The organism is Chitinimonas sp. BJYL2, from assembly GCF_027257935.1.
In the GTDB taxonomy this organism is placed as follows: Bacteria; Pseudomonadota; Gammaproteobacteria; order Burkholderiales; family Chitinimonadaceae; genus Chitinimonas.
Genome location: NZ_JANZKW010000004.1, coordinates 149,841 through 173,835, shown reverse-complemented (window position 1 = coordinate 173,835; position 23,995 = coordinate 149,841). Strand labels below are relative to the sequence as shown.

Below are 23,995 nucleotides of genomic sequence, written 5' to 3'. Positions count from 1 at the left end.
TCAGGCTTTGAAAGTGTGGGTCTTGGCAATCAGGGCATCGAGCCTGGCGCGGGCGCCGCCTGTGGCAATCGCGGCATCAGCGGCTTTGAAGCCCTCGGCCAGACTGACAGTCACGCCCGCAGCATAGATTGCCGCACCGGCATTGAGCACGACAATATCGCGGCAGGGGCCGGGCTCATTGGCGAGCACACTACGCACCTTGGTGGCGGATTCCTGCGGGTTGCTGGCGCGCAAGGCGGCGGGTTCGCAGAGCTCGAAGCCATGATCACGCGGATCAAATTCAAACTCATGAATCTCGCCATCGCGCAGCTCGGCGATCAGCGTCTTGCTCAGCAGGCTGATTTCATCGAGCCCGTCGCGGCCGTGGACGACCAGCACATGGCGGCTGCCCAGCTGGTTTAGCACGCGGGCCTGGATGCCCACCAGATCCGGGTGGAATACGCCCATGACCTGGTTATCGGCATGTGCCGGGTTGGTCAGCGGACCGAGGATATTGAATATGGTGCGTACACCCAGTTCACGACGGATCGGCGCCACATTCTTCATGGCCCCGTGGTGATTGGGCGCAAACATGAAGCCCACGCCGACTTCATCAATGCATTCACCGACCTGCTCCGGTGTGAGTGCCAGGTTCACACCCAGTGCCTCAAGCACATCGGCCGAGCCACTGCTCGACGACACCCCGCGGTTGCCATGCTTGGCCACGCGCGCCCCGGCCGCGGCCGCGACAAAGGCCGAGGTCGTACTGATATTGAAGGTATGGGCACCATCGCCGCCGGTGCCGCAGGTATCGACCAGGTGACGACGATCCTGCACCACCACATGGCTGGCCAGCTCGCGCATCACGGTGGCTGCAGCGGCGATTTCGGACACGGTTTCCACTTTGACGCGCAGGCCGATCAGGATGGCGGCAGTCTGCACCGGTGTCATCTCGCCCGTCATGATCTGGCGCATGACCGACAGCATCTCGTCGTAGAACAGTTCGTTGCCGTCGATCAGACGGTTAAGTGCGGCCTGGGGCGTGATCATGGGGGCGTGCTCGGATGAAGGGTTGGCGAGGATTCTAGCGGCTGCAGGCTGGGCCGACCAAGGAAGGGAAGGGCATGCCGTTATGCCCTAGTCGCGATACCAGTGCGCATCGATCCAGTCGCGTAGCTGGAACCAGGCCATGCCCAGCGTGATCGCCGTGCGCGTGAAGCCGGGCAGGTGCGTGGGCAGGCGGTGCTGTGGCAGCGCGGCAAACTGATCGAACCGTTCAGGCCGGCCCTGCATGGCTTCGGCCACCAGTTTGCCAGCCAAGCCGGTCAGCGCCAGACCATGGCCCGAAAAGCCCTGAGCAAAGTAGATGCCCTCGTCCAGACGACCAAAGTGCGGCAGCTTGTGCGGCGTGACATCCACCTCGCCACCCCAGGCGTGTTCAATCGCGACATCAGCCAAAGTCGGAAACACCGCCAGCATGCGCGCACGCGTATCGGCAGCGCGGTCCGTGGCGGTGCCGCTGGCGCGGCCGCCGAACAGCAAGCGTTGGTCGTCACTGATGCGGAAGTAATTGAGTACGCGATGGCAATCGGCCACGGCGGCGCCGCTGGGCATCAAAGCGCGGGCGCGATCCGCACCCAGCCCTTCGGTGGCAACAATGAAACTTTCCACCGGCAGAAAGTAGCGCGCGAGTGACGGCGCGAGCTTGCCGATGCCAGCGTTCACGGCCAGCAAAAGCTGCTTGGCGAGCACGCTGCCCTTGTCGGTTTGCACGCGCCAAGCCGACCCCTCACGCACCCAGCCGGTAACAGCCGATTGCTCGTGACAGCGCGCACCCGCAGCCAGTGCGGCATCGCGCAGGCCCAGCGTGTAAGCAAGCGGATCGAGATGGGCTTCGTGCGGGTCGAACAGGCCGCCCATGTAAGCATCGCTGCGTACATGGTGTTGCAAGGCATGGTGGTCGAGCAGTTGCAGATCAGGGTAGTCGTATCGGCTGGCGGCATCGGCTTGCCACTGCGCCAGCTCGGCAAGCTGACCGCGGTGCGCGGCGGCATACACATAGCCGGAAGTGCTGAGACCGCATTCAATCTGGTATTGAACCACGCGCGACTTGAGGAGCGCCAATGCCTCGCGGCTCATGGCCCAGATGGCTTGGGCTGCCGGCAAGCCCACGGCCGCTTCCACGGTAGACATGCTCGCCGCCAGCCCCTGCAAGGCCTGCCCGCCGTTGCGGCCCGAGGCCTGGCTGCCAATCCGGTCGGCTTCGAGCAGCACGACCTGCTGGCTAGCCTCTACGAGTGTCAGCGCGGCGGAGAGGCCGGTGAGGCCGCCACCAATGATGACCACATCGGCTTGCGTATCGCCTTCAAGCGCGGCGCAAAGAGTGGACCTAGATTGGCGGTGAGCGTACCAGGAGGGGTTGATCAGGTGCATGCGCGCTGTCGCCAGCCTGGGTCAGCGCCGTGCTATGTGGGCGGCACGGCTGGGCTGCTGGCTCAGGCGTAAGTCTTGAGGAAATTGTCGAGCATCTGGTGACCGTGTTCGGTCAGGATCGCTTCGGGATGGAACTGCACGCCTTCAATCGGCAGCGTTTTGTGGCGCACGCCCATGATCTCGCCATCGTCCGTCCAGGCGGTGATTTCCAGGCAGTCGGGGCAGGTTTCGCGCTCGATCACCAGCGAGTGATAGCGCGTGGCGGTGAACGGCGAGGGCAGATCACGGAAGGTACCCACGCTGGTGTGCGTGACCGGCGAGGTCTTGCCATGCATCAGCTGCTTGGCGTGGATGATCTTGCCGCCAAAGGCCTGGCCGATACTCTGATGGCCCAGGCACACGCCCAGAATCGGAATCTGCCCGGCAAAGCGCTGGATGGCCGCGACCGAGATGCCGGCTTCACTGGGCGAGCACGGGCCAGGGGATACGACGAGGTATTGCGGCTGCTTGGCTGCAATCTCGTCGAGCGTGATCTCGTCGTTGCGGTGCACTTCCACGGTCTGGCCCAGTTCACCGAAGTACTGGACCAGGTTGTAGGTGAAGCTGTCGTAGTTGTCGATCATCAGCAGCATGGTGGGACCTGCACGGTATGGGGTGGGCGCGGCGACGCTCGGGCGTCTGCTCAGCGCAGGAAGTTCGGGATTTCGAAGCCTTTGCGGTGCAGCCAGGTACGCGCTTCCTTGCGGCGGATGAACAGCCGGTGGCAGGCGGGGCTCAGCTTGCCGCTGGCTGCCAGCTCGACCAGTGCCTGCTGCGATTCGTGGTGCGTATCGTCGAGCAGGTTGTCCACGCGGCCGGGCCGATCCAGGCAGCGGATCGGGAAGCCCGAATCCAGTGCACGGGCGGCGATCCACTGGCGCATGTCTTCGTGGCTGCAAAAGAAGGTGGGGGCGCAGCGTTCGGCAAACAGCACCAGACCAAAGTCATTGGGCGCATCCGACTCCGGCTCGCGCCACAGGCGCGAAAGCCAGCCCAACAGCCCGCCTTTGCGGGATGGGGGTGAGGCAGGATTGGACGGTGGCAGGCTCATGGCGGGCTAGGGTCTGTCTGCAAATGAACGGTGTTAGTCCAGCCCCTTCTGGGCCAGTTCCGCAGCACGAAGCACAGCCCGTGCCTTGTTCTGCGTTTCCTGCCATTCCGATTGCGGCACCGAATCGGCCACGATACCGGCGCCGGCCTGTACGAACAGCGTCTTGTTGCGGATGACCGCGGTGCGCAGCGCAATCGCCAGGTCCATATCGCCATTGAAACCCAGATACCCGACCGCGCCCGAATAGATACTGCGCTTGGTAGGTTCCAGCTCGTCGATGATTTCCATTGCCCGCACCTTGGGTGCGCCCGATACGGTGCCAGCCGGGAAGGTAGCCCGCAGGATGTCGATATTGCTGACGCCCGGCTTGGCCTTGGCCTCGACACTGGAAACAATGTGCATCACATGCGAATAACGCTCGACCACGCGGTCATCGGTGACCTTGACGCTGCCGATCTCGGCCACGCGGCTGACATCGTTGCGGCCCAAGTCCATCAGCATCACGTGCTCGGCGATTTCTTTCGGGTCGGCCAGCAGCTCGGCTTCGAGTGCCAGATCGTGCTCGCGATCCTTGCCGCGCGGGCGGGTGCCGGCAATCGGCCGTACCGTGACCGTACCGCCCTCGTGGCGGACGAGGATCTCTGGCGAGGCGCCGACGATATGCGTGTCGCCAAGCTGGTAATAGAACATGTAAGGCGAGGGGTTAAGCGAGCGCAAGGCGCGGTAGAGCGCAATCGGCGGTTGCTCGAAACGCATCGTCATACGCTGGCTCAGCACCACTTGCATGATGTCGCCGTCCAGAATGTATTGCTTGGCCTTCTCGACCGCCGCCTTGAAATTGGCTTCGCCCATTTCGGATTTGGCCGTGGTGGTGGGCGTGGGTTCCACGCGCGGCAGGCGGGCCGGATCGCGCAGTTGCATGCGCAGGGCGTGCAGGCGTGAGTGCGCTTTGGCAAAGGCCTGTGGCTGGCTCGGGTCGGCGTACACAACCAGGTAGAGCTTGCCGCTGAGGTTGTCGAAAATCGCGATTTCTTCGCTGAGTAGCAGCTGGATATCGGGCGCGCCAATCGAATCCGGCTTGTCGGCGCGGGCCAGTTTCCTTTCGATCAGGCGGATCGTGTCATAACCAAAGTAACCGACCAGGCCACCGGCAAAACGCGGCAGGCCACCCATGGGCGGCACCTTGAAGCGCTGCGAGTAGCTTTCGATGAAATCGAGCGGGTCGCCCTCGTGGCGCTCGACGACTTCGCCATCGGTGGTCACCACCGTTTCGCGGCCCTGTACGGTCAGCACCGTGCGGGCGGGCAGGCCGATGAAGCTATAGCGGCCAAAACGCTCGCCACCGACTACCGATTCCAGCAGATAGGAATACGGTGCATCAGCAAGACGCAGATAAACGGAGAGGGGCGTGTAGAGATCGGCCAGGCCTTCCTGGACGACGGGGATGCGGTTGTAGCCTTGACGCGCGAGCGCGTCGAATTCGAGTTCGGTCATGGCGAGCTTTCCGGGCAAAGGGGTGAATGAATAAACCGGGAGGACGCGATTAGCGCCATCGCCATGTCAGCCCGAGGTGCCGCCGAAAAGTCATCATGATGTGGTAGGGGAACCGAAAGAATCGCTGCCGGGCGGCAACGGGATTTAAGCCGAGCCCGCATTCTTCACAAAATCGGCGGCTTCGACAAGGCTATCGATATGCCCATTGCACGCCAAATGCTTAATATCGTCATAACCATATCGCAATAGCAGACACGGCGAACCGGCATTCAAGGCCGCATCGCGGTCAAAATGCGAGTCGCCAATCATCAGCAGTTCGGCCGGTGCGATGCCGAAGTACTCGCACACATGCAGCAGGGGCAGCGGATGCGGTTTCTTCTCCGGCAGGCTGTCGCCGCCCAGTACCAGTGCAAAGAAGGGCAGCAGGCCGGTGCGTTCCAGTACGGGTACGGAGAAGCGGTAGGGCTTGTTGGTGACCACGGCCAGCTTCAGGCCGAGTGACAGCATCTGCTGCAAACCATCTACCACACCAGGGTACGGGCGGGTGGTGTTGGCGAGCATGGCGTCGTAATGGCGGCAGAACGCATCGACACCGGCTTCGAGCAGCTCCGGGTGGGCGCGGCCATCGTGGCTGTCGGTGAGGGCGCGGTGTACCAGCTGCACCATGCCGCCCCCGACAAAGCTTTCGAGCCGTGGCTGTGCCAGCGGGTTGAGGCCCAGCTCGGCGCGCATGGCATTGGCCGCAGCGGCCAGGTCGGCAATTGTGTCGAGCAGGGTGCCGTCGAGATCGAGGGCAACGGCTTTGATGGCGTGGCTCATCGGAAACTGCGCACGTCGAGCAGCTCGCCCACGCCCACATGCTGGCTGTGCAGCAGGCCCAGTATCTCGCTAGCACATTGGGCGGCAGGGGTGAGATCACCGTTACGGTGGTAATCCACAAACTGCGCTAGCTGGGGGAAGTCGGCTACCTCGGCCGCCCGGATATCCGCCTGCATGCCGGTATCGATGATGCCCGGGGCAATAGCGGCGATACGCACCGGCTTGGCCTCGCGTTGCTGCTCTACACCCACGCAGCGGCTGTACATATCAAGCCCCGCCTTGGCGGTGCAGTAGGCGCTCCAGCTCTGGTAGGCATTGCGGCCCGCACCGGAGCTGATATTGAGTATGCACTTGTCGCCGGCGTGATGCTGGAAGTGCCTCAGGAAGGCATTGGCCAGCACGATGGCGCTACTCAGGTTCACGTTGAGGCACTGCATCAGCGCCGCATCATCGTAGCGGCCTGCCGGTGCCACGGGTTTCACCAAGCCGGCGTTGTTGATCAGGTAGATGCCTTGCCAGGCCACCGCCGCCAGCGAGCCCATCAGTTCCTCGGCGGTATCGCTGGTTTGTGCGATATCGGCCAGATCGATGGCCACAAAGCGGTAGCCGCTCGCCGCCGCACCTATCGTGGCCAGCTCGGGCGATTCCTGCCGCGCCAGCGCAATCAGCTGATGGCCTTGGGCGGCAATATCACGCGCCAAGGCCAAGCCCAGCCCGCGCGATGCGCCGGTGACGATATAGCAGCGCATGGCTTAGCGGCTCACCTTGGCCAGCTCGGCACGCATGGCATCGATGGTGGCCTTGTAATCGGGCGTGTTGTAGATCGCTGAACCGGCCACAAAGGTATCGGCCCCGGCGGCGGCAATCTCGGCGATATTGTCCACCTTCACGCCACCGTCGATTTCGAGCCAGATTTCCTTGCCGGTTTTGGCCGTGTACGCATCAATGCGGCGGCGCGCGTCACGCAGCTTGTTGAGCGTTTCGGGAATGAACTTCTGCCCGCCAAAGCCGGGGTTCACGCTCATCAAGAGGATCATGTCGACCTTGTCCATCACATGGTCAAGGTAATGCAGCGGCGTGGCCGGGTTGAATACCAGGCCGGCCTTGCAGCCCGAATCGCGGATCAGGCCAAGGCTGCGGTCGATGTGTTCGCTGGCTTCGGGGTGGAAAGTGATGATGTTGGCACCGGCCTTGGCAAAGTCCGGAATGATGCGGTCCACGGGCTTGACCATCAGGTGCACGTCGATCAGCGCATCGGTGCAGGGGCGGATGGCTTCGCACACCAGGGGGCCGATAGTGAGGTTGGGCACGTAATGGTTGTCCATCACGTCGAAGTGGATGATGTCGGCACCGGCCGCGATCACGTTCTGTACTTCTTCGCCTAGCTTGGCAAAGTTGGCCGACAGGATGGACGGGGCAATGCGGAAGGTAGGCTGGGCCATGATCGCGGCTCGGAGAGAGTGGGGATGCGGCGATTTTACCGGAAAGCACCGCACGCCTTGTGAGTGAGCAAGATTTCGCGTGTAATCGCCCCCATCCAACACAGCCGCAAGCCAGTCATGGGCGAATCCCGCAAGCATCACATCACGGTGACCGTACAAACCCGATTTGTGCCGGATCAGTCCGACGAAGCCGATAGCCGCTTTGTGTTCGCTTATGAGGTCACCATCGTCAACACCGGCACCGAGCGTGCCCAGTTGCAGACGCGGCACTGGATCATTACCGAGGCCGACGGCAAGGTGCAGGAAGTGCGTGGGCAGGGTGTGGTGGGCGAGCAGCCAAGGCTGGCGCCGGGTGAGGGTTTTCAGTACACCAGCGGGGTGGCGATCAGCTCACCGGTGGGTACCATGCGTGGCAGCTACCAGTTTGTTGCGGATGACGGAACCCGGTTCGACGCGCCTATCGACGAGTTCGTGCTGTCCGTGCCGCGCGTATTGCACTAAGTATCAACGGGGCCTGCACACGGCCTCAATGTTTCCAGTCATCCAGATGTTCAGCCAGCATGCGGAACCCGGCCAGCAAGGAGACGGTTTCGTCCAGCCATGCGCCTTCGCCATGCTTGACCAGGCATTCATTCCATCGATGCTGGAGGCGGGCATCCAGATGAATGCGCCAGCCGAAGGCGGGGTCGGCAAATACCTGTGCGGCGGCATCGCCAAAGCCCATTAACGCCGCTTGCAATTGCGGGCATACCACCAGATCAAAGTAGACATGCTGAAACGCCGTGTCCGAAACGCCAGGGGCGTCGGCCAGCTGCATCAGCCGTGCCCGGAACGCATCGGGAAAGCCGATAGGCAGCGGGTCGGGCATGCGTTGTGCGCTCAGGCGCTCGCTGTGCCAACCCTGGCCGAAATCAGCCGGTTCGATGGTGTAGTGGGCAAGGTCGTCCATGGGCATGCTCCGGTGGTGGTACACCACCCCAAGCAAGCATCAGGCCATCTTTCCCGGAAAGGCAGCGCCTTGAACGGCCAGATTGCGTGCGTAGCCCGCCCAAGGCTGCTGTTCCACGGCATGTCGCGGCAGCTGTGTGGCATCAAGGCTTTCGTACAGCCGACGCAACGACACCAACTCCATGCCGGCGGCGCGCCAGGCGGCAAATACCTGCCCCAGTAGCGGCAAGGCCTTGCCGGTATCGCGACCAGCCTGGACGGTGAACACATGGCTGCTGGCGCCATTGCCGGCCGCCGCCAGCAGCGTAGCGATCACGGCCTGGTCTTCCGCACCTGCGCGCCCACCCAGCTCGCCCAGCGTGGGCAGGGTGGTGGGCAGCTGCACGACACGTACTGGTTCGCCGTCCACCACCGGCAGGTAAGGATGTGAGCCTCGGGTGTCGCTGCTGTAACACAGGCCCAGGCGCTGCGCGGTGCGCAAGGCCGCGCGGTTGCAACGCCAGCCGGGCAGGGCCATTGACGTCGGCGCAGTTCCCAGCAGGTCTTCAAAGCTGTAGTGACTGCGCTTGAGTACCTGCTCCGCCCAATCCTGTGCCTGAGTGGGCAGATCGCGTATCCAGCCTGCGGCATCCCCTGCGCCCATGCCCAGCTCATAGCCGATCTGCTGCAGCACCTTGATCGCGTCGATGCCGCGTTTGCCTAGTTCGGGCGCAGGCAGGCCGCGACCATAGAAGCGTGCCAGACCGTGCGGCCCGGCGAGGCGGCGATTGAGCCGCTGCTGCTGACGATGGCTACCGACCCCGAATACCGGCTGGCTGCGCAAGCCACTGCGATCTGGCCCCAGGCTCACAAAAAAACTCGCATCGGCGCCATGCTCCTGCAACAAAGCCGCCAGTGCGGGCAGCGTGCGCAGGGCAGCAAGGTGATCGACTTCGATTCTCAGCGCGAGCAGCATGGCTGCAGATCTCCGGGATGGGCATGGCGGGGCGCGTATTGTCCGTGCTGTGCTGCCGGGGTACAAGACGTTATCGTGCGGTGACTCGGCTAGACTGAGGGCTATACCCGTCCATGAAGGACCCGATCATGCGCAAACTGGTGCTGTTCATCGCCTCCAGCCTCGATGGCTACATTGCCCGCCCCGATGGTGGCGTGGACTGGCTGTTTACCGATCAGGATTACGGCTATCAAGTGTTCTACGACTCGGTCGATGCCATCCTGCTGGGCCGCCGCACTTACGACCAGACACTGACCTTCGGCGAGTACCCCTATCCCGACAAGCACGCCTATGTCTTCACAAGTCGCCCACTCACGCTGGATGCGCCCGGCGTGGAGGCTGTCGCCGAACCCGTTGCCGGCTTCATCAGCCAGCTCAAACATGGCGAGGGCGGCAAACTCTGGCTCGTAGGGGGTGCCGCGCTGATCAAGACCTGCCTGGAGCATGATCTGATCGACGAATTCATCGTCTCCATCCACCCGCTCATACTGGGTAGTGGCATCCCACTGTTCCCAAATACCGATTCAAGCCGGCGGTTGAGCTTGGTTGAAACCGTTAGCTACGAAACCGGCCTGGTGCAAGTGCGGTATGAACGGGCACGCAAATCCCCAATGCATGCGGTACCAAGCTAGCAGCTTGAGTCGCTGCACAGTAGCGGGTGTTTGAAGACAATCTTCAGAGAGTGGGGATTGCGAGAGCTGCAGGCGGGATGGGCATGAATATGCCCCACAACCAAGGCGACAGACTCGCGCATGGTGCCTATTGTCCAAAGCCAAGCGAGATCAGTATCGGTTCGCGACGTGATGCGTCACCGCAGTTCGCGCCATGGTTAACAGGTATTGCAAATCAAACCGCAAAGCGGCGTTCGCCCAGACCAATTGCTCGGCTCATCGATTGGGAATCGAGTACAAGAACAGAAAAGCATAGCCCGTTGCGTACAGTATCAGGTTGGCGATAGCAGCAACGATCACGATCAGAATGGGCGCCCGCCGTTCCTCATATTCCCAACTCGCATCGGCCAGACCGAACGCAGCAGCGAACATTACAGGCGGCAACCATAGCAACCTGTTACCCCAGCGGAGTTGACCCGAAACCAGGATGAGCAGGAATAAAGCCCAAGCGCCTAACAGGCTCAGGGCAGCTGACTTTAGGAGCCGTGATTCCATCATAAGAGGTCTAACGTGCGAATTAAGCCGCGCCGCGAAGCGGCGTCGACTTGAATGAATTGTTAGCCCGAACTCTGGCTGAGATTACCATTTAACAATGCCTAGCGTCACCTTGATACCACCGACGAGCGTTGAACCCCCATAGTCCTTCGCAAGGCGCAGCAATGTGTCGTGGAAACCCAAGTTGGGGAACGCCGCCTCGACCTCTTTGATTGCTGCCTTGCTTATGCCCTTGCGGAGTATGCCTTTTGATGCATCAATCCAGTCCGCCTTACGGCAGGCTTCGATGATTCTTTGATGAGGCCCACTATAGGGGAAAATCTTGTGGTGCCAGTGGATCGCGCCGCGCAGTATTTCAGGGTCCAGCCCCCATCCGAATTTTTCGTTATCGGCAATTGCCATGGCCTCGGATGGCTCTAGGTAGGCCAACTCGCGATCTGTCCAGAGACCAATGTCGTGGTATACGAATGCTGCTTCCACAATCCGCTCATACTCTTCAGCATTTTCCAGAAAATGCATTGCGTATGTAATTGTGCGGTAGATGTGGTTGCGGTAGCCGGGGAAGTCTTTTCCAATAAGATTTTCGAATCGTCCCAACAACTCTTCAACATGTGGACGTGCTAGTTTGATCGTAATGTTTGACATTGAATTTGACTCCGCGATTTAGTGGGCGTGGGCTATAGGTTGCCAAGGGCTAACGTTGGAGGTAACGTGCGGCCGGAACGCCGCAGGCGTGGAGGGAACCCAAAGCGCAGCTTTGGGCCGTCACGTTGACCGAAAGGTTAGGCACTTGCCCAACTACAGAGTGCGGTTTGCCAGTTTGGGACTGCACATTTAATTCTTTCAATTAGAGCTACCCCGCCGAAAGTGATCGTTCCTTCGTGTGACCAATATACGATCCAGCTATTCTCAGAATCTACTGCGAAACTTTCTGAATACCCGTAACAAAAATCATAGTCGGCGGCTTTTGTAATCAAGGATGGATCATGTTCCCGCCAAACACTAACTTTTTTGCTTTCAAGACTTTCTATGAGCTTTTGGAAAACCTCTTCTGGTAGTAGAGGTTCAAGCAAGTCTGAATCAAATGCCAAGACATCTGTTCTGGTAGTTGGATGCAACGGAAAGAAGTAGTAGCCCGACCACTCCCATGCTTTACAAACCGAAGTGCGCAATGAGTCTGCTTCATGGGGAGATAGCGTATGAAATGTCATCAGTGCCTAACGTTGGAAGTAACGGGCCGCCGGAGTGCCAGAGGCACGGAGGGAACCCAAAGCGCAGCTTTGGGCGGTCCGGTTGACTGAAAGGTTAGGGTGTACGTGTTTCATTCCCGCTCTCTTTCATGGATATTCTCTGCTCGGCGATTGCTTGCTTAAGGGTTTGATCTATTTTCTCAGGGGAGCTAGAGGTTGCAGCTATGAGTCTGAGTGCCTCAATGTCGCCATCGTTTAGCGTTGCCATAAACTCCCAAGCGGCTTTGCTTTCTGAATTTCTTAGAAGCCTCATTAAATGAAGCCGAACTTTCACGTCGCTAATAAGCCTGGTTTCTAGTGCGACATTATTCTTGGCAACCATGAATTTATTGTCAGCGATCACCCCGGCAACAAACCCTATGATAAGAGTTATCACTGTTAGCAATGCTAGCTTGGCGCGAGTCACGCATAAACCCTAACGTTGGAAGTAACCTGCCGCCGGAATGCCGGAGGCATGGAGGGAACCCAAAGCGCAGCTTTGGGCGGTCAGGTTGACTGAAAGGTTAGGCACTTTTCTCCCGAATTTTGGCAATCGAAAATAATTTCATTGTGACGCCAAAGTAAATAATACTCATGATGCCATATACAAAAGGGCGATCCCAGAAGGAGCCTGTGACTAGCGATACGATTGGAATTAGAGCAAAAACAAGGCCAAACGCTCTAAGACCGGTTGGGTTTATAAAGCTAGACTTGCCCTTGGGATTTACGAAAACCAATCGAAGTGAGAGGTAAAAGACCCACAGGCTGCCGATGAAGAATATGCTGCTAATCGTGATGCTCGCGAACGTGGGAGGTACGTTTGGCGCATATAAAAGTGTAGAGCTTCCGAATGCACAAAGAAAAGTGAATGGTGTAAGCACTAATCCAAGAGGCAGTGTTATCCAGCGAGAGAGTGGCGCTGGTTCAATTTCCGAACGCTCATCCATTTTGCGAGTGCCTAACGTTGGAGGTAACGTGCGGCCGGAACGCCGCAGGCGTGGAGGGAACCCAAAGCGCAGCTTTGGGCCGTCACGTTGACCGAAAGGTTAGGTTTCTGCGTCATTAAGTAGATCCTCATGGGGTTTCTTCTTGTCTACCTCTATTTGCTCTTTCCGCTTATTTTGAATTGATTTTCGTGCGGATTTTATTTGGGACGGTGTGAGTGGTGAGGTGAATGCATTTCGACGCTTGGGCAAAGCTATGCCCCAAATGATTTCAAAACTATTTCGATGATGGTCTGGTATGGTTAGGGTTGCTAACCTATTTTGTAGCGAAGAGGAATGTAACATCATGTTACGTAAAGGAGAAAATTCCGGTGAAATAAGTGCTTGATAGAATAGGTATTTTACTTCGTAAACTGTTAGCTGAGAAACAAGTACTCTCCAATAGGTTTCCTTGCTTCCGTAAGGTGTGGACTCATCCTCAATTAGCACCAGCATGCTTGAAAGAGTTTCAACATATCTGGTTTGCTTACCGAATACCGACTGTATTGTTGAGCATAATATGTATAAATATTCGTTTCTGCTTTTCTCTTCGCTAGGAAGAGTGCGAAGATTGTGCTTGCCCCAGGCTTTGTCAAATTTTGTTAGTAGATAGCTAATTGCTTCTATCCCGTATATCCGTTCACTGTGTTCACTATGGGGCCTGATGGATAGTTCCCTAAGGTTTTCTTTATATAGAGTCAACATCTGATAGAAGGCATCCTCAAACCTTGCTCTGTGAAAGGTTTGGTTTTGAAGCTGAATCTCCTTTCTTGTTTCTTCAAGCTCTTTTCGGTTTAGTTTTAGTTCTTCTCGTTGCAGAAATATAGTTGCCAAAAGACCAGCGACGCCAAGGCCAGAGAACAACGATGTTAATGCCCCAAAGCTATCACCAAAAGTTCCAGATTTTGCAATCGTAAACTCTGAGATTGGCCAAGTTAGATAAATTATTGTTGCGGCATAACCTAAGAATGCTAGGCCCACACCTAGCATGGTCCATTTCAAAAACTTGGTTACGCTGAAATCACTGACCATTGGCGAAACCTAACGTTGGAGGTAACGTGCGGCCGGAACGCCGCAGGCGTGGAGGGAACCCAAAGCGCAGCTTTGGGCCGTCACGTTGACCGAAAGGTTAGGGGCGGCCAATTTATAGAGATTTTGAATTGGCATCCGCAATTTCCTTTCGCGCTATCTTTGGTAAGAATAAAATCGAAAGTGCGACTATCGGAATGAATATGAATGTGTATGAGTTGGCCAAAGATACGCCAAAAATTTTTATGCTTGCCTCTGCGGCGAGAAAACCAATAAAAATCCCAAACCCTAGAGCCATGAAGAATAGCTGAAGGGCAAGAGATTCTTTGGCAATTTTTGATTTATTCATGCGCTCTAATTTATATGAATGTCGGTGGGTGTTTAGAGAAGCGCCTAACGTTGGAGGTAACGTGCGGCCGGAATGCCGCAGGCATGGAGGGAACCCAAAGCCCAGCTTTGGGCCGTCACGTTGACCGAAAGGTTAGCCACCGTTACCCCGCAATGTGGAAATGAAGTTTTGACGAAACTCAGTAGCTCGCTCGGTGAGCTGCATGGCCTCTGCAGCTCGTTCCAAGTCACGCCAGAAGCTGCCTCTGCAAGGGTATTCACTTCCAACCTCTGCTAGCGTGTCCAGCGCCAAGCCGAATTCATTGTGTTGAATGAAGTTTTCGTATTGAGCAAGCGCGGTTGCATCTTCCTGATTTAGATGTGGCGCTGCCTCTAGCAAGCGCCGCTTGGCGCTCACTAAGAGCGATTCAGTGACTTTCCATTGCTTCCACAGCTGCGGATCGTTCATGGTGGCTAACGTTGGAGGTAACGTGCGGCCGGAATGCCGCAGGCATGGAGGGAACCCAAAGCGCAGCTTTGGGCCGTCACGTTGACCGAAAGGTTAGAGCGTATGGTTTGAATATGGATTAGTCGAGCCATCGCGCCAACATACGACTAAGGAAATTAACATTGTTTTCACCATGGCGGCTAAATCGATCTGAGGCGAAGTAGTTCCAAATGCCGATGAACATACAGACAAGAGCAAGTGCTATGGCTAACCATTGAAGCCAATGTATTCGTTTTGCAAAAACTGCTTCGACTATGGGGCGAAACATATTACCGTGCATAGACTCTAGTTGGTTAGTAAGCCACGTGGGTAACAACCAATAGAAGATCACAAATTGAATGGTGCCCAAGATGGCAGCACCTTTCCAGGAAAGACGGTTGGCTATGAAAGCTGTATCAGCTAATAGCTCACCTGCCATGGAGCGTTTTCTGTGGTAGCGACGATAGCTCATAGGTTCGGCAGTACGCTCTAACGTTGGAGGTAACGTGCGGCCGGAATGCCGCAGGCATGGAGGGAACCCAAAGCGTAGCTTTGGGCCGTCACGTTGACCGAAAGGTTAGCCATCTCTATTTTTTTGGAACGAGATAATCGGTAAAGATTTCTGATATGTGTAACATATCTGTTATCAAAATGGCTACAACCAACATCATTAACAATGGGACGCCATAGGGAATGAGGCGGAATGTCAAGGACTTTGACCACATAATAAAACGTGGTATGCCAGTGATAAAATAGTCACGATCCATTTCAAGCATCGCCAGCCAATAGTCTGAGCGATCATGGTTTTCTGTATCGGTGACAATGTCAGAGTACCTCTTGTGATAGTCGGATATTTCCAGCTTTCCAGGAGGGGTTTCTGATGCTCTGTCATTATCAATTGAGCGAATAAGCTCTTTAAGTTTGTCGCCACATTCCGTTAGGTTTTCCGCCCTTACCTCATAGCGGGCGGTTCCAATAACAACTGAATATACAAGCGATGCAACGGCGAGAAATATTTGTAAAACACCAAGAACATTGGCTGGGTATGCCAGAGGAATGTTTGCTGTTTGCATCAACGGAATAAATATTAATCCTAGCGAAAGTGCTGTTGTGGCAAAGAACGCAAATTTTGACTGTTTTTGGAGCCTTACGGCTGAGTTGTATCTGCACTTTGCAGTTACGCGCATGCTCATTTGCAGTTTCTCAGCCGCATCTTTAGGCGGGCGTTCTTTGGGATTCAGTGAAAATAACCAGCAAAAGAATGTAATGACATGTGCTCTCAATTACTACTCCTGATGGCTAACGTTGGAGGTAACGTGCAGCCAGAGCTGCGAAGCAGCGGAGGGAACCCAAAGCGTAGCTTTGGGCTGTCACGTTGACCGAAAGGTTAGAGCGCACGTTCCTAATCCTTGTGGCGTAAATTAGTTATGGTAACGGCAACTGCTTTTGTTTTTCTATTTACGCGAGCTGAGCTGATGACTATTGCGTCGGCTGGTTTCTCTGCTGCTATGTAAAGCTCAAATATCCTGTCGTCACCATCAAATAAGGTGCCGAGTGTTAGGTTTCTCTCCCACTCGCTAGGAATTGGTTCATAGGCTTCTAGCGCTGTCCGTGTGGCGACCCTCGCAATTTCCTGCAATACGTCGAGTTCGGTGGGGGCTGTAGATAAACCTTTGACGCGTTCCATGTGGAGAGCTCTAACGTTAAGTAGAAGTCCTATTTGACGTGATAAATCACGTCGGCGTGATGCCTAACGTCACGCGGCTCTATGGTGAGGCGAGGCTTAGCTGTGTGGTCTAGCATGTTAGGTATCCTACAGCTACGGGAAAATACGTCATGGAAACCAATCCGCCAAGGCTGCTTGAGCTGGTTCGTCAGCGTATTCGTCTGAAGCATTTCAGTATCCGTACTGAGGAAGCCTATCTGGGCTGGATCAAGCAGTTCATTCTGTTTCATGGCAAGCGGCATCCGCAGGAGATGGGCAAGGACGAGATTGAGGCGTTTCTGAACCATTTGGTGGCGGACCGGAATGTTGCTGCGGCTACACAGAATCAGGCCAAGTCGGCGTTGTTGTTTCTGTATCGCGCTGTGTTGGGAATGGAGTTGCCTTGGTTGTCTGATGTGGAGTCCGCCAAGATTCCCAAACGGCTGCCGACGGTGCTGAGCGAGTATGAGGTGCAGACGGTTCTCAACAACCTGACTGGTACGAATGCTTTGATTGGGGATCTGCTCTACGGTGCCGGATTGCGCTTGCTTGAGGCTTGCCGGCTGCGGGTCAAGGATGTGGATTTTGAGGCGGGGCAGATTGTGGTGAGGGATGGCAAGGGCGCGCGTGATCGCATCACGGTTCTGCCGCAGAAGGTTGTTCCATTGTTGCAGTTGCATCTGCAGCGGGTGGCGCAGCTGTTTGCGGATGATGCTAACAAGGGGTTTGCGCCGGTGTATCTGCCTAACGCTTTGTCGTTGAAGTACCCCAAGGCGGGCCGGGAGTGGGGGTGGCAGTATGTATTTCCCGCTGACAGGCCGTCCGAGGATCCGCGAAGTGGTGTGATTCGTCGTCACCATGTAAGCGATCAGCAGGTGCAACGGGCTGTACGGGCTGCGGCGCGGCGGTCGGGTATTGCCAAGCCGGTATCTCCGCATACTTTGCGGCACTCGTTTGCGACACACCTGCTGCAGAATGGGTATGACATTCGCACGGTGCAGGAACTCCTTGGCCACAGCGATGTGCGCACAACGATGATTTATACGCATGTGCTCAATCGCGGCGGGCGAGGAGTATTGAGTCCGCTGGACGCCTTGTCGCCTGCGTGAGTGGGAATATGGGTAGGCCATATGGGGCGCAAGCTACCCGGACTGCATGGTCAGGTCATCACCCATATGGGTGAACAATGCTGATTTTCTGCCTTCTGTCCCGAATCCGATGTGGGTGTTGCGAGTGGCGCAGGTAATCAGGCGGCTTGACGGATGAGTGTGCGAAGCACGAATGGCAGGATGCCGCCGTGTCGGTAGTACTCGACTTCAATGGGGGTGTCGATGCGGCATAGCAAGGACACATCCTGGCTGCGACCGTCGGATCGGGTGATTCGGAGCGTAAGGTTTTGCTGGGCTTGGAGGTTGTCGTGGATGCCCAGGATGCTGAAGGTTTCGTCGCCACGCAGACCGAGATGTTGGTGACTCTCTGCGCCCTTGAACTGCAAGGGTAGTACTCCCATGCCGACGAGGTTGGCACGGTGGATGCGTTCGTAGCTGCGTGCGATGACTGCACGGACGCCGAGTAGTTGCGTGCCTTTGGCGGCCCAGTCACGGCTTGAACCGGTGCCGTATTCTTCGCCGGCGAAGATCAGGGTGGGGGTGTTGCGTTGCTGATGGCGCATTGCGGCGTCGTAGATGGTGAGCTGCTCTCCGTCCATCAAGGTGTATCCGCCCTCGATCGGGCTGCCATCGGGATTGGGTGGCAGCATCTGATTCCGCAACCTGACATTGGCAAAGGTGCCGCGGAGCATGATTTCGTGGTTACCGCGTCGGCTGCCGTAGCTATTGAAGTTGGCTTGGGCTACGCCATGGTTGATCAGATACTGGCCCGCTGGGGTGGTGTCGCGGAATGAACCTGCCGGGCTGATGTGGTCGGTCGTGACCGAGTCGCCGAGCAGCATCAGGGCACGTGCGCCGTGGATTTCACCGATAGGGTCCGGCTGTAGCGTGAAGCTGTCGAAGAAGGGCGGGCGGGCGATATAGGTGGAGCTGGGCCAGTTATAGACTTGGCCGGACGGCGCCGGAATGGTATTCCAGAGATCATGATCGCGCGTGAAATCGCGGTAGCGATCGCGAAATAGTGCGGGATTCATGGCATGGTGCATCAGCCGGCCAATCTCCTGGCTATGAGGCCAGATATCTCGCAGGTAGACCGGCTGGCCATCATGGCCGAGACCGAGCGCCTCCTTGTCCAGATCGATATTCACTCGTCCAGCCAAGGCAAACGCCACGACCAGCGGCGGACTGGCCAGGTAGTTGGCGCGCAGGTTCGGGTGGATACGAGCTTCGAAATTGCGGTTGCCGCTGAGTACAGCCGCGCAAATCAGATCAAGCCGGGTGATGGCTTCGTTGATTGGCGCCGGTAGATCGCCTGCATTGCCGATGCAGGTGGTGCAGCCATAAGCCGCGATGTTGAATCCGAGCTGATCCAGATAGCTTTGGAGTCCCGCTCGTTGAAGGTACTCGGTGACGACGCGTGAGCCAGGGGCGAAGCTGGTTTTGATTCGCGGGTGTACGCGCAGGCCTTTTTCGACAGCGTGCTTGGCAAGCAGGCCTGCCGCCAGCAGCACGCCGGGGTTTGATGTATTGGTGCAGCTGGTGATGGCCGCAATCAGGATGTCGCCGTGGCCAAGGTCGATGCCTGGGAGGCCGCTGGGGTGTCGCTGTGCCATCTCTGCGGCGGGTTTGTTGAAGCCGTTATCGCTGCCCGGCGCGGCAAACAGGTGTTCAAAGCGAGCGCGCATATCGGGCAAGGCAATGCGGTCTTGAGGGCGTTTGGGCCCGGCCAGGCTGGGTACGATGGTGCTCAGGTCAAGTTGCAGTGGTTTGGAGTAGCGGATTTCGCCAGCGCGCGGCATGCCGAACAGCCCCTGTGCCTTGAAGTACGCTTCAAAGGCAGCGATTTCGGCCTCGTCTCGCCCTGTTGCCCGCAGATAAGCGACGGTTTGATCGTCCACGGGAAAAAAGCCCATGGTGGCGCCGTATTCCGGTGCCATGTTGCCCAGCGTAGCGCGGTCTACCACCGTGAGACTGGCGGCGCCTTCGCCGAAGAACTCGACAAACTTCCCTACCACTTTTTCGCGCCGGAGCAGTTCGGTGACCGTGAGCACCAGATCGGTGGCGGTGATGCCTTCGCGCAGGGTGCCAGTCAACTCAACGCCAACGACGTCGGGTGTGAGCAGGTACACCGGCTGGCCCAGCATGGCGGCCTCGGCTTCGATACCGCCGACGCCCCAGCCGACGACACCCACGCCATTGATCATGGTGGTGTGGCTGTCGGTGCCCACCAGCGTATCGGGGAAGGCCACCCCGTCGCGGATCTGGACGCCGCGGAACAGGTGTTCAAGGTTGACCTGATGAACGATGCCGATACCGGGAGGAACGACCTTGAAGGTATCGAAGGCCTGCATGCCCCATTTCATGAACTGATAGCGTTCGTGATTTCGCAGGAATTCGAGCTCCATGTTCATGCGCAAGGCATTGGGGTTGCCAAAATAGTCGATCATCACCGAGTGGTCGACTACGAGGTCTACCGGCACCAAGGGTTCGATGATCTTGGGGTCTTTGCCCAGCTTTGCAGCGACATCGCGCATCGCTGCCAGATCGGCCAGCAAGGGAACGCCCGTGAAATCCTGAAGCACGACCCGGGCAACCACGAACGGGATTTCATCCACGCGGGTGGCATTGGCTTGCCAATTGGCGAGCTGCTCGACTTGCTCAGCCGATACCCTCTTGCCATCACAATGCCGGAGTACGGATTCGAGGATGAGCCGGATCGATACCGGCAGCTGGCTGACCGGGCCGATGCCGGCTGCCTCCAGTGCGGGCAGGCTGTAGTAATGCAGTTGCCGGCCATCTGGCAGGGGCAGGGTACGCAGGGTGTCGTGCAGATTGTGCAGCATGGCAATGCTCCCGCCCGAGACAAGGGCTATCCGGATGAAGCGGCCGAGCGGGGTGATGCCGGCTCGGCCATGTGTCTAATCTTTACCCAAGTCGCGCAGGATGCAAGCAGGCTGGGTCATTGCGTGGCTGCATGGCGGTCGCCCGATGACGGTGGCCGTTCAGGGGGTGGCGGTGCCGGAAAGCCCGGTGTGGCTGGCCTGTTGCTCCAGCCAGCGGGTGAGTACATGGATCGTGGGATCATGGGTGGCAGCGCGGGGGGTGATCCAGCAATAGCCGCGTACCACCACACTGGGTTCCTGCAGTGGGGCGACCAGCGTGCCAGCGTCCAGTTCGGCCTGCATCATCGGCAGCGGACCAAGCACCACGCCGAGGCCGTTCATGGCCGCGCGCAAGGCCAGGTAGAAGTGGCCGAATTGCTGAGTGGCAGCAGGCTTGAGTTCTGGCACGCCGGCCAACGTGAGCCAACGCTGCCAGGCCGTGGGGCGGGTATCGGCTTGCAGCAGGGTGTGCTGGGCGAGATCCTGCGGGGTGTGAATGGGCAAACGCTCCAGCAGGCTGGGCGCGCACAGCGGTAGCTCGCGCTCTTCGAGAAAAGGCTTGCTGACATGACCGGGCCAATCGCCGGGGCCGCGGCGGATGGCGAGATCGAAAGGCGCATCCAGCCGCGAGATATCCCGGTCGCTGGTCATCAGCCGTAGTTCGATATCGGGGTGTTCACGCTGGAATTCACCCAGGCGTGGTAACAGCCAGAACATGGCGAATGTGGGGATGGAGTTGATGACGATGCGGCGCTGCCGGTCTGGCTGCCTGAGCTGCGCCGTGGCGTTGGCGATGATGTCGAGACCATCTTGCACCTGCACCAGATAACGCCAGCCGACTTCGGTCAGTTTGACCCGACCGCCGCTGCGCTCAAACAAAGGCACACCCAGCCAGTCTTCGAGTTGCTTAATCTGTTTGCTCACAGCGCCGTGGGTGACAAACAGCTCACCGGCAGCAGCGGAAAAGCTCTCAAGCCTTGCTGCAGCCTCAAAAGCACGCAGGGCATTCAGCGGGGGGAGGGTGGCGGTCATTATGTGAGTTTAACTCACAGATACTGTCTCGATTACTCGTTTGTGCATTGCTGTGCATGGCGGTAATCTGCGAGCACCTAGAAGAAGTGCCGACAGACTGGTCCCGCAAGCCGGATCAGCAAGTGACTGATCTGCCAGCTAAAATAGGCCTGTTCTGCAGGGTTTGCCGACTAGCCGCCAGGCTGGATGACGGCCCCGGCGCTTCCCGATTACACGCAACCGCAAGCAAAGGTCATCGCCATGTTAGAAGCCTACCGCCAGCACGTAGCCGAACGCGCAGCCCTGGGGATTCCCCCGCTGCCGCTGAACGCACAGCAAGTCGCCGATCTGGTCGAACTGCTGAAGAATCCGCCCAAGGGTGAAGAGCAGACGCTGGTTGACCTGATTACTTACCGCGTTCCGCCGGGTGTGGACGATGCTGCCAAGGTGAAGGCATCTTTCCTGGCTGCCGTGGCCGAGGGCAGTGTGAAGAGCCCGCTGATTGACCGTGCACTCGCGACCAAGCTGCTGGGCACCATGGTGGGTGGTTACAACGTCAAACCGATGATTGATCTGCTTGGCGACGCCGAGGTAGGCGGGATTGCTGCCGAGGGGCTGAAGAAAACCCTGCTGGTCTTCGACTTCTTCCATGATGTGAAGGCCCTGGCCGACAAGGGCAATGCCAATGCCAAGGCCGTACTGCAAAGCTGGGCGGATGCCGAGTGGTTCAAGAGCCGTCCTGAAGTGGACAAGAAGATCACCGTCACCGTGTTCAAGGTGCCCGGTGAGACCAATACCGATGACCTGTCGCCCGCACCGGATGCCTGGTCGCGCCCGGACATTCCGCTGCACTACCTAGCCATGCTCAAAAACACGCGTCCCGATGCAGCCTTCAAGCCTGAAGAAGATGGCAAGCGCGGCCCGATGCAGTTCATTGACGACCTGAAGAAAAAGGGCCACTTGGTTGCTTATGTAGGTGACGTGGTCGGTACCGGTTCCAGCCGTAAGTCCGCCACCAATTCGGTGGTCTGGGCCACGGGTCAGGATATTCCTTACGTGCCGAACAAGCGTTTTGGCGGCGTAACGCTGGGCGGCAAGATTGCGCCGATCTTCTTCAACACGCAGGAAGATTCCGGCTCGCTGCCGATTGAAGTCGATGTCTCCAAGCTCGAAATGGGCGATGTGATCGATGTCTATCCCTATGAGGGCAAGATCGAGAAGAATGGCACCGTGGTGGCCGAGTTCAAGCTCAAGTCCGATGTGATCCTGGATGAAGTGCGCGCCGGTGGCCGTATCAACCTGATCATCGGCCGTGGCCTGACCGCCAAGGCGCGTGAAGCGCTGGGTCTGCCCGCCAGTACCGAATTCCGTCTGCCCAAGGCGCCGGTTGATAGCGGCAAGGGTTTCTCGCTGGCGCAGAAGATGGTGGGCCGCGCCTGCGGTCTGCCCGAAGGCCAGGGCGTACGTCCTGGTACCTACTGCGAGCCGAAGATGACCACCGTGGGTTCGCAAGACACCACCGGCCCGATGACGCGCGACGAACTGAAGGACCTGGCTTGTCTGGGTTTCAGCGCCGACATGGTCATGCAATCGTTCTGCCACACCGCTGCTTACCCCAAGCCTGTGGACGTGAAGATGCACAAGGAGCTGCCCGCCTTTATCAGCACCCGTGGCGGCGTTGCGCTACGCCCCGGCGATGGCGTGATCCACTCCTGGCTGAACCGTCTGCTGCTGCCCGATACCGTGGGTACCGGCGGTGACTCCCACACCCGTTTCCCGATTGGTATCTCCTTCCCGGCCGGTTCCGGTCTGGTGGCCTTTGCTGCTGCTACCGGCGTGATGCCGCTGGACATGCCCGAATCGGTGCTGGTGCGCTTCAAGGGCAAGATGCAGCCCGGCGTCACCCTGCGCGATCTGGTCAACGCCATTCCGCTGTACGCCATCAAGGCGGGCCTCTTGACCGTAGCCAAGGCTGGCAAGAAGAACGTGTTCTCCGGCCGCATTCTGGAAATTGAAGGTCTGCCCGATCTGAAGGTGGAGCAGGCATTTGAACTGAGCGATGCCTCGGCCGAACGCTCGGCTGCGGGTTGCACGGTGCACCTTGATAAGGCACCGATCATTGAATACATGACGTCGAACATCACGCTCATGAAGAACATGATCGCCAACGGCTACCAGGATGCCCGCACGCTGGAACGCCGCATCAAGGCCATGGAGGCCTGGATCGCCAAGCCTGAACTGCTCAAGGGCGATACCGATGCCGAGTACGCCGCCGTGATCGAGATCGATCTGGCTGACATCCATGAGCCTATCGTGGCCTGCCCGAACGACCCGGACGATGTGAAAACCCTGTCCGAAGTGGCTGGCGCCAAGATCGACGAAGTGTTCATCGGTTCGTGCATGACCAATATCGGTCACTTCCGTGCCGCATCCACGCTGCTGGAAGGCAAGCGCGACATCCCGGTCAAGCTGTGGGTGGCACCGCCGACCAAGATGGACGCCGAGCAACTGACCAACGAAGGCCACTACGGCACCTTCGGCACCGCCGGTGCCCGCATGGAAATGCCGGGCTGCTCGTTGTGCATGGGTAATCAGGCACAGGTGAAGGAAGGCGCAACGGTCATGTCCACTTCGACCCGTAACTTCCCCAACCGTCTGGGCAAGAACTCCAACGTGTACTTGGGTTCGGCCGAACTGGCTGCCATCTGCTCCAAGCTCGGTCGTATTCCGACCAAGGAAGAGTACATGGCCGATATGGGCGTGCTGACCGCCAAGTCAGCGCAGGTCTACAAGTACATGAACTTCAATGAAATCAAGGACTACCAGGACGTCGCGGATACTGTAAAAGTCTAGGTTTTGTGAGGTCGG

Annotated in this window: 23 protein-coding genes; 4 read left to right on the top strand and 19 right to left on the bottom strand. The window is 58.0% G+C overall.

Features of this window, described 5'->3' with window-relative positions; all coding sequences use genetic code 11:
• From trpD to rpe, 8 genes are all read right to left on the bottom strand, one after another.
• Complete coding sequence (trpD, locus tag O9X62_RS12845; RefSeq protein ID WP_269533292.1) at positions 1-1,029, bottom strand: anthranilate phosphoribosyltransferase; 1,029 nt, start codon at positions 1,027-1,029, stop codon at positions 1-3.
• 87 nt (positions 1,030-1,116) lie between these two features.
• A complete protein-coding gene (locus tag O9X62_RS12840) occupies positions 1,117-2,412 on the bottom strand; it encodes an FAD-binding oxidoreductase (protein WP_269533291.1) in 1,296 nt (431 codons plus the stop codon).
• Between the two features lie 62 nt (positions 2,413-2,474).
• On the bottom strand, positions 2,475-3,044 hold the full coding sequence (locus O9X62_RS12835; RefSeq protein WP_269533290.1) for an aminodeoxychorismate/anthranilate synthase component II: 570 nt from the start codon (positions 3,042-3,044) through the stop codon (positions 2,475-2,477).
• A 50-nt stretch (positions 3,045-3,094) separates the two neighbouring features.
• A complete protein-coding gene (locus O9X62_RS12830) occupies positions 3,095-3,502 on the bottom strand; it encodes a hypothetical protein (RefSeq protein ID WP_269533289.1) in 408 nt (135 codons plus the stop codon).
• Positions 3,503-3,535: 33 nt separating this feature from the next.
• Positions 3,536-4,996 carry an anthranilate synthase component I gene (trpE, locus tag O9X62_RS12825; RefSeq protein ID WP_269533288.1) on the bottom strand — a complete coding sequence of 487 codons (1,461 nt, stop codon included), beginning with the start codon at positions 4,994-4,996 and terminating at the stop codon, positions 3,536-3,538.
• Between the two features lie 144 nt (positions 4,997-5,140).
• A complete protein-coding gene (locus O9X62_RS12820; protein WP_269533287.1) occupies positions 5,141-5,815 on the bottom strand; it encodes a phosphoglycolate phosphatase in 675 nt (224 codons plus the stop codon).
• Complete coding sequence (locus O9X62_RS12815) at positions 5,812-6,564, bottom strand: SDR family NAD(P)-dependent oxidoreductase (protein ID WP_269533286.1); 753 nt, start codon at positions 6,562-6,564, stop codon at positions 5,812-5,814. Before O9X62_RS12815 ends, O9X62_RS12820 begins: the two co-directional genes overlap by 4 nt.
• 3 nt (positions 6,565-6,567) lie before the next feature.
• On the bottom strand, positions 6,568-7,257 hold the full coding sequence (gene rpe / locus O9X62_RS12810; protein WP_269533284.1) for a ribulose-phosphate 3-epimerase: 690 nt from the start codon (positions 7,255-7,257) through the stop codon (positions 6,568-6,570).
• Between the two features lie 117 nt (positions 7,258-7,374).
• Between rpe and apaG the strand changes: the two genes are divergently transcribed.
• Positions 7,375-7,758 carry a Co2+/Mg2+ efflux protein ApaG gene (gene apaG / locus O9X62_RS12805; protein ID WP_269533283.1) on the top strand — a complete coding sequence of 128 codons (384 nt, stop codon included), beginning with the start codon at positions 7,375-7,377 and terminating at the stop codon, positions 7,756-7,758.
• A 25-nt stretch (positions 7,759-7,783) separates the two neighbouring features.
• Here apaG and O9X62_RS12800 read toward each other — a convergent pair whose 3' ends face one another.
• Complete coding sequence (locus tag O9X62_RS12800) at positions 7,784-8,206, bottom strand: hypothetical protein (RefSeq protein ID WP_269533282.1); 423 nt, start codon at positions 8,204-8,206, stop codon at positions 7,784-7,786.
• Positions 8,207-8,245: 39 nt separating this feature from the next.
• Positions 8,246-9,160, bottom strand: a complete 915-nt coding sequence (locus tag O9X62_RS12795; protein ID WP_269533281.1) for a hypothetical protein — start codon at positions 9,158-9,160, stop codon at positions 8,246-8,248.
• Positions 9,161-9,288: 128 nt separating this feature from the next.
• On the opposite strand from O9X62_RS12795, the gene O9X62_RS12790 reads away from it, so the two are divergent.
• Complete coding sequence (locus tag O9X62_RS12790) at positions 9,289-9,831, top strand: dihydrofolate reductase family protein (protein ID WP_269533280.1); 543 nt, start codon at positions 9,289-9,291, stop codon at positions 9,829-9,831.
• Positions 9,832-10,449: 618 nt separating this feature from the next.
• Here the strand turns inward: O9X62_RS12790 and O9X62_RS12785 are convergent.
• From O9X62_RS12785 to O9X62_RS12755, 7 genes are all read right to left on the bottom strand, one after another.
• On the bottom strand, positions 10,450-11,010 hold the full coding sequence (locus O9X62_RS12785; protein WP_269533279.1) for a hypothetical protein: 561 nt from the start codon (positions 11,008-11,010) through the stop codon (positions 10,450-10,452).
• Between the two features lie 660 nt (positions 11,011-11,670).
• Complete coding sequence (locus tag O9X62_RS12780; protein ID WP_269533278.1) at positions 11,671-12,021, bottom strand: hypothetical protein; 351 nt, start codon at positions 12,019-12,021, stop codon at positions 11,671-11,673.
• A 619-nt stretch (positions 12,022-12,640) separates the two neighbouring features.
• Positions 12,641-13,609: a hypothetical protein gene (locus tag O9X62_RS12775; protein ID WP_269533277.1), complete on the bottom strand. Its 969-nt coding sequence runs from the start codon at positions 13,607-13,609 to the stop codon at positions 12,641-12,643.
• Between the two features lie 112 nt (positions 13,610-13,721).
• Positions 13,722-13,955 carry a hypothetical protein gene (locus tag O9X62_RS12770; RefSeq protein WP_269533276.1) on the bottom strand — a complete coding sequence of 78 codons (234 nt, stop codon included), beginning with the start codon at positions 13,953-13,955 and terminating at the stop codon, positions 13,722-13,724.
• Positions 13,956-14,087: 132 nt separating this feature from the next.
• Entirely contained in the window at positions 14,088-14,402 is a 315-nt protein-coding gene (locus O9X62_RS12765; protein WP_269533275.1) for a hypothetical protein, read from the bottom strand.
• A 605-nt stretch (positions 14,403-15,007) separates the two neighbouring features.
• Positions 15,008-15,703: an SLATT domain-containing protein gene (locus tag O9X62_RS12760; RefSeq protein WP_269533274.1), complete on the bottom strand. Its 696-nt coding sequence runs from the start codon at positions 15,701-15,703 to the stop codon at positions 15,008-15,010.
• Between the two features lie 119 nt (positions 15,704-15,822).
• Positions 15,823-16,107 carry a hypothetical protein gene (locus O9X62_RS12755; protein ID WP_269533273.1) on the bottom strand — a complete coding sequence of 95 codons (285 nt, stop codon included), beginning with the start codon at positions 16,105-16,107 and terminating at the stop codon, positions 15,823-15,825.
• A 149-nt stretch (positions 16,108-16,256) separates the two neighbouring features.
• On the opposite strand from O9X62_RS12755, the gene O9X62_RS12750 reads away from it, so the two are divergent.
• Positions 16,257-17,234: an integron integrase gene (locus O9X62_RS12750; protein WP_269533272.1), complete on the top strand. Its 978-nt coding sequence runs from the start codon at positions 16,257-16,259 to the stop codon at positions 17,232-17,234.
• 137 nt (positions 17,235-17,371) lie between these two features.
• On the opposite strand, the gene acnA is transcribed toward O9X62_RS12750, so the two are convergent.
• Both acnA and gcvA read right to left on the bottom strand, forming a co-directional pair.
• A complete protein-coding gene (acnA, locus tag O9X62_RS12745) occupies positions 17,372-20,077 on the bottom strand; it encodes an aconitate hydratase AcnA (protein WP_269533271.1) in 2,706 nt (901 codons plus the stop codon).
• Between the two features lie 159 nt (positions 20,078-20,236).
• On the bottom strand, positions 20,237-21,148 hold the full coding sequence (gcvA, locus tag O9X62_RS12740) for a transcriptional regulator GcvA (RefSeq protein ID WP_269533270.1): 912 nt from the start codon (positions 21,146-21,148) through the stop codon (positions 20,237-20,239).
• 240 nt (positions 21,149-21,388) lie between these two features.
• On the opposite strand from gcvA, the gene acnB reads away from it, so the two are divergent.
• Positions 21,389-23,980: a bifunctional aconitate hydratase 2/2-methylisocitrate dehydratase gene (gene acnB, locus O9X62_RS12735; RefSeq protein ID WP_269533269.1), complete on the top strand. Its 2,592-nt coding sequence runs from the start codon at positions 21,389-21,391 to the stop codon at positions 23,978-23,980.
• Positions 23,981-23,995 lie beyond the last annotated feature (15 nt).

Excerpts from the sequence above, each read along its gene's own strand:
- trpD (WP_269533292.1), bottom strand. The coding sequence starts at position 1,029 with ATGATCACGCCCCAGGCCGCACTTAACCGTCTGATCGACGGCAACGAA.
- O9X62_RS12840 (WP_269533291.1), bottom strand. The coding sequence starts at position 2,412 with ATGCACCTGATCAACCCCTCCTGGTACGCTCACCGCCAATCTAGGTCC.
- O9X62_RS12835 (WP_269533290.1), bottom strand. The coding sequence starts at position 3,044 with ATGCTGCTGATGATCGACAACTACGACAGCTTCACCTACAACCTGGTC.
- O9X62_RS12830 (WP_269533289.1), bottom strand. The coding sequence starts at position 3,502 with ATGAGCCTGCCACCGTCCAATCCTGCCTCACCCCCATCCCGCAAAGGC.
- trpE (WP_269533288.1), bottom strand. The coding sequence starts at position 4,996 with ATGACCGAACTCGAATTCGACGCGCTCGCGCGTCAAGGCTACAACCGC.
- O9X62_RS12820 (WP_269533287.1), bottom strand. The coding sequence starts at position 5,815 with ATGAGCCACGCCATCAAAGCCGTTGCCCTCGATCTCGACGGCACCCTG.
- O9X62_RS12815 (WP_269533286.1), bottom strand. The coding sequence starts at position 6,564 with ATGCGCTGCTATATCGTCACCGGCGCATCGCGCGGGCTGGGCTTGGCC.
- rpe (WP_269533284.1), bottom strand. The coding sequence starts at position 7,257 with ATGGCCCAGCCTACCTTCCGCATTGCCCCGTCCATCCTGTCGGCCAAC.
- apaG (WP_269533283.1), top strand. The coding sequence starts at position 7,375 with ATGGGCGAATCCCGCAAGCATCACATCACGGTGACCGTACAAACCCGA.
- O9X62_RS12800 (WP_269533282.1), bottom strand. The coding sequence starts at position 8,206 with ATGGACGACCTTGCCCACTACACCATCGAACCGGCTGATTTCGGCCAG.
- O9X62_RS12795 (WP_269533281.1), bottom strand. The coding sequence starts at position 9,160 with ATGCTGCTCGCGCTGAGAATCGAAGTCGATCACCTTGCTGCCCTGCGC.
- O9X62_RS12790 (WP_269533280.1), top strand. The coding sequence starts at position 9,289 with ATGCGCAAACTGGTGCTGTTCATCGCCTCCAGCCTCGATGGCTACATT.
- O9X62_RS12785 (WP_269533279.1), bottom strand. The coding sequence starts at position 11,010 with ATGTCAAACATTACGATCAAACTAGCACGTCCACATGTTGAAGAGTTG.
- O9X62_RS12775 (WP_269533277.1), bottom strand. The coding sequence starts at position 13,609 with ATGGTCAGTGATTTCAGCGTAACCAAGTTTTTGAAATGGACCATGCTA.
- O9X62_RS12770 (WP_269533276.1), bottom strand. The coding sequence starts at position 13,955 with ATGAATAAATCAAAAATTGCCAAAGAATCTCTTGCCCTTCAGCTATTC.
- O9X62_RS12765 (WP_269533275.1), bottom strand. The coding sequence starts at position 14,402 with ATGAACGATCCGCAGCTGTGGAAGCAATGGAAAGTCACTGAATCGCTC.
- O9X62_RS12755 (WP_269533273.1), bottom strand. The coding sequence starts at position 16,107 with ATGGAACGCGTCAAAGGTTTATCTACAGCCCCCACCGAACTCGACGTA.
- O9X62_RS12750 (WP_269533272.1), top strand. The coding sequence starts at position 16,257 with ATGGAAACCAATCCGCCAAGGCTGCTTGAGCTGGTTCGTCAGCGTATT.
- acnA (WP_269533271.1), bottom strand. The coding sequence starts at position 20,077 with ATGCTGCACAATCTGCACGACACCCTGCGTACCCTGCCCCTGCCAGAT.
- gcvA (WP_269533270.1), bottom strand. The coding sequence starts at position 21,148 with ATGACCGCCACCCTCCCCCCGCTGAATGCCCTGCGTGCTTTTGAGGCT.
- acnB (WP_269533269.1), top strand. The coding sequence starts at position 21,389 with ATGTTAGAAGCCTACCGCCAGCACGTAGCCGAACGCGCAGCCCTGGGG.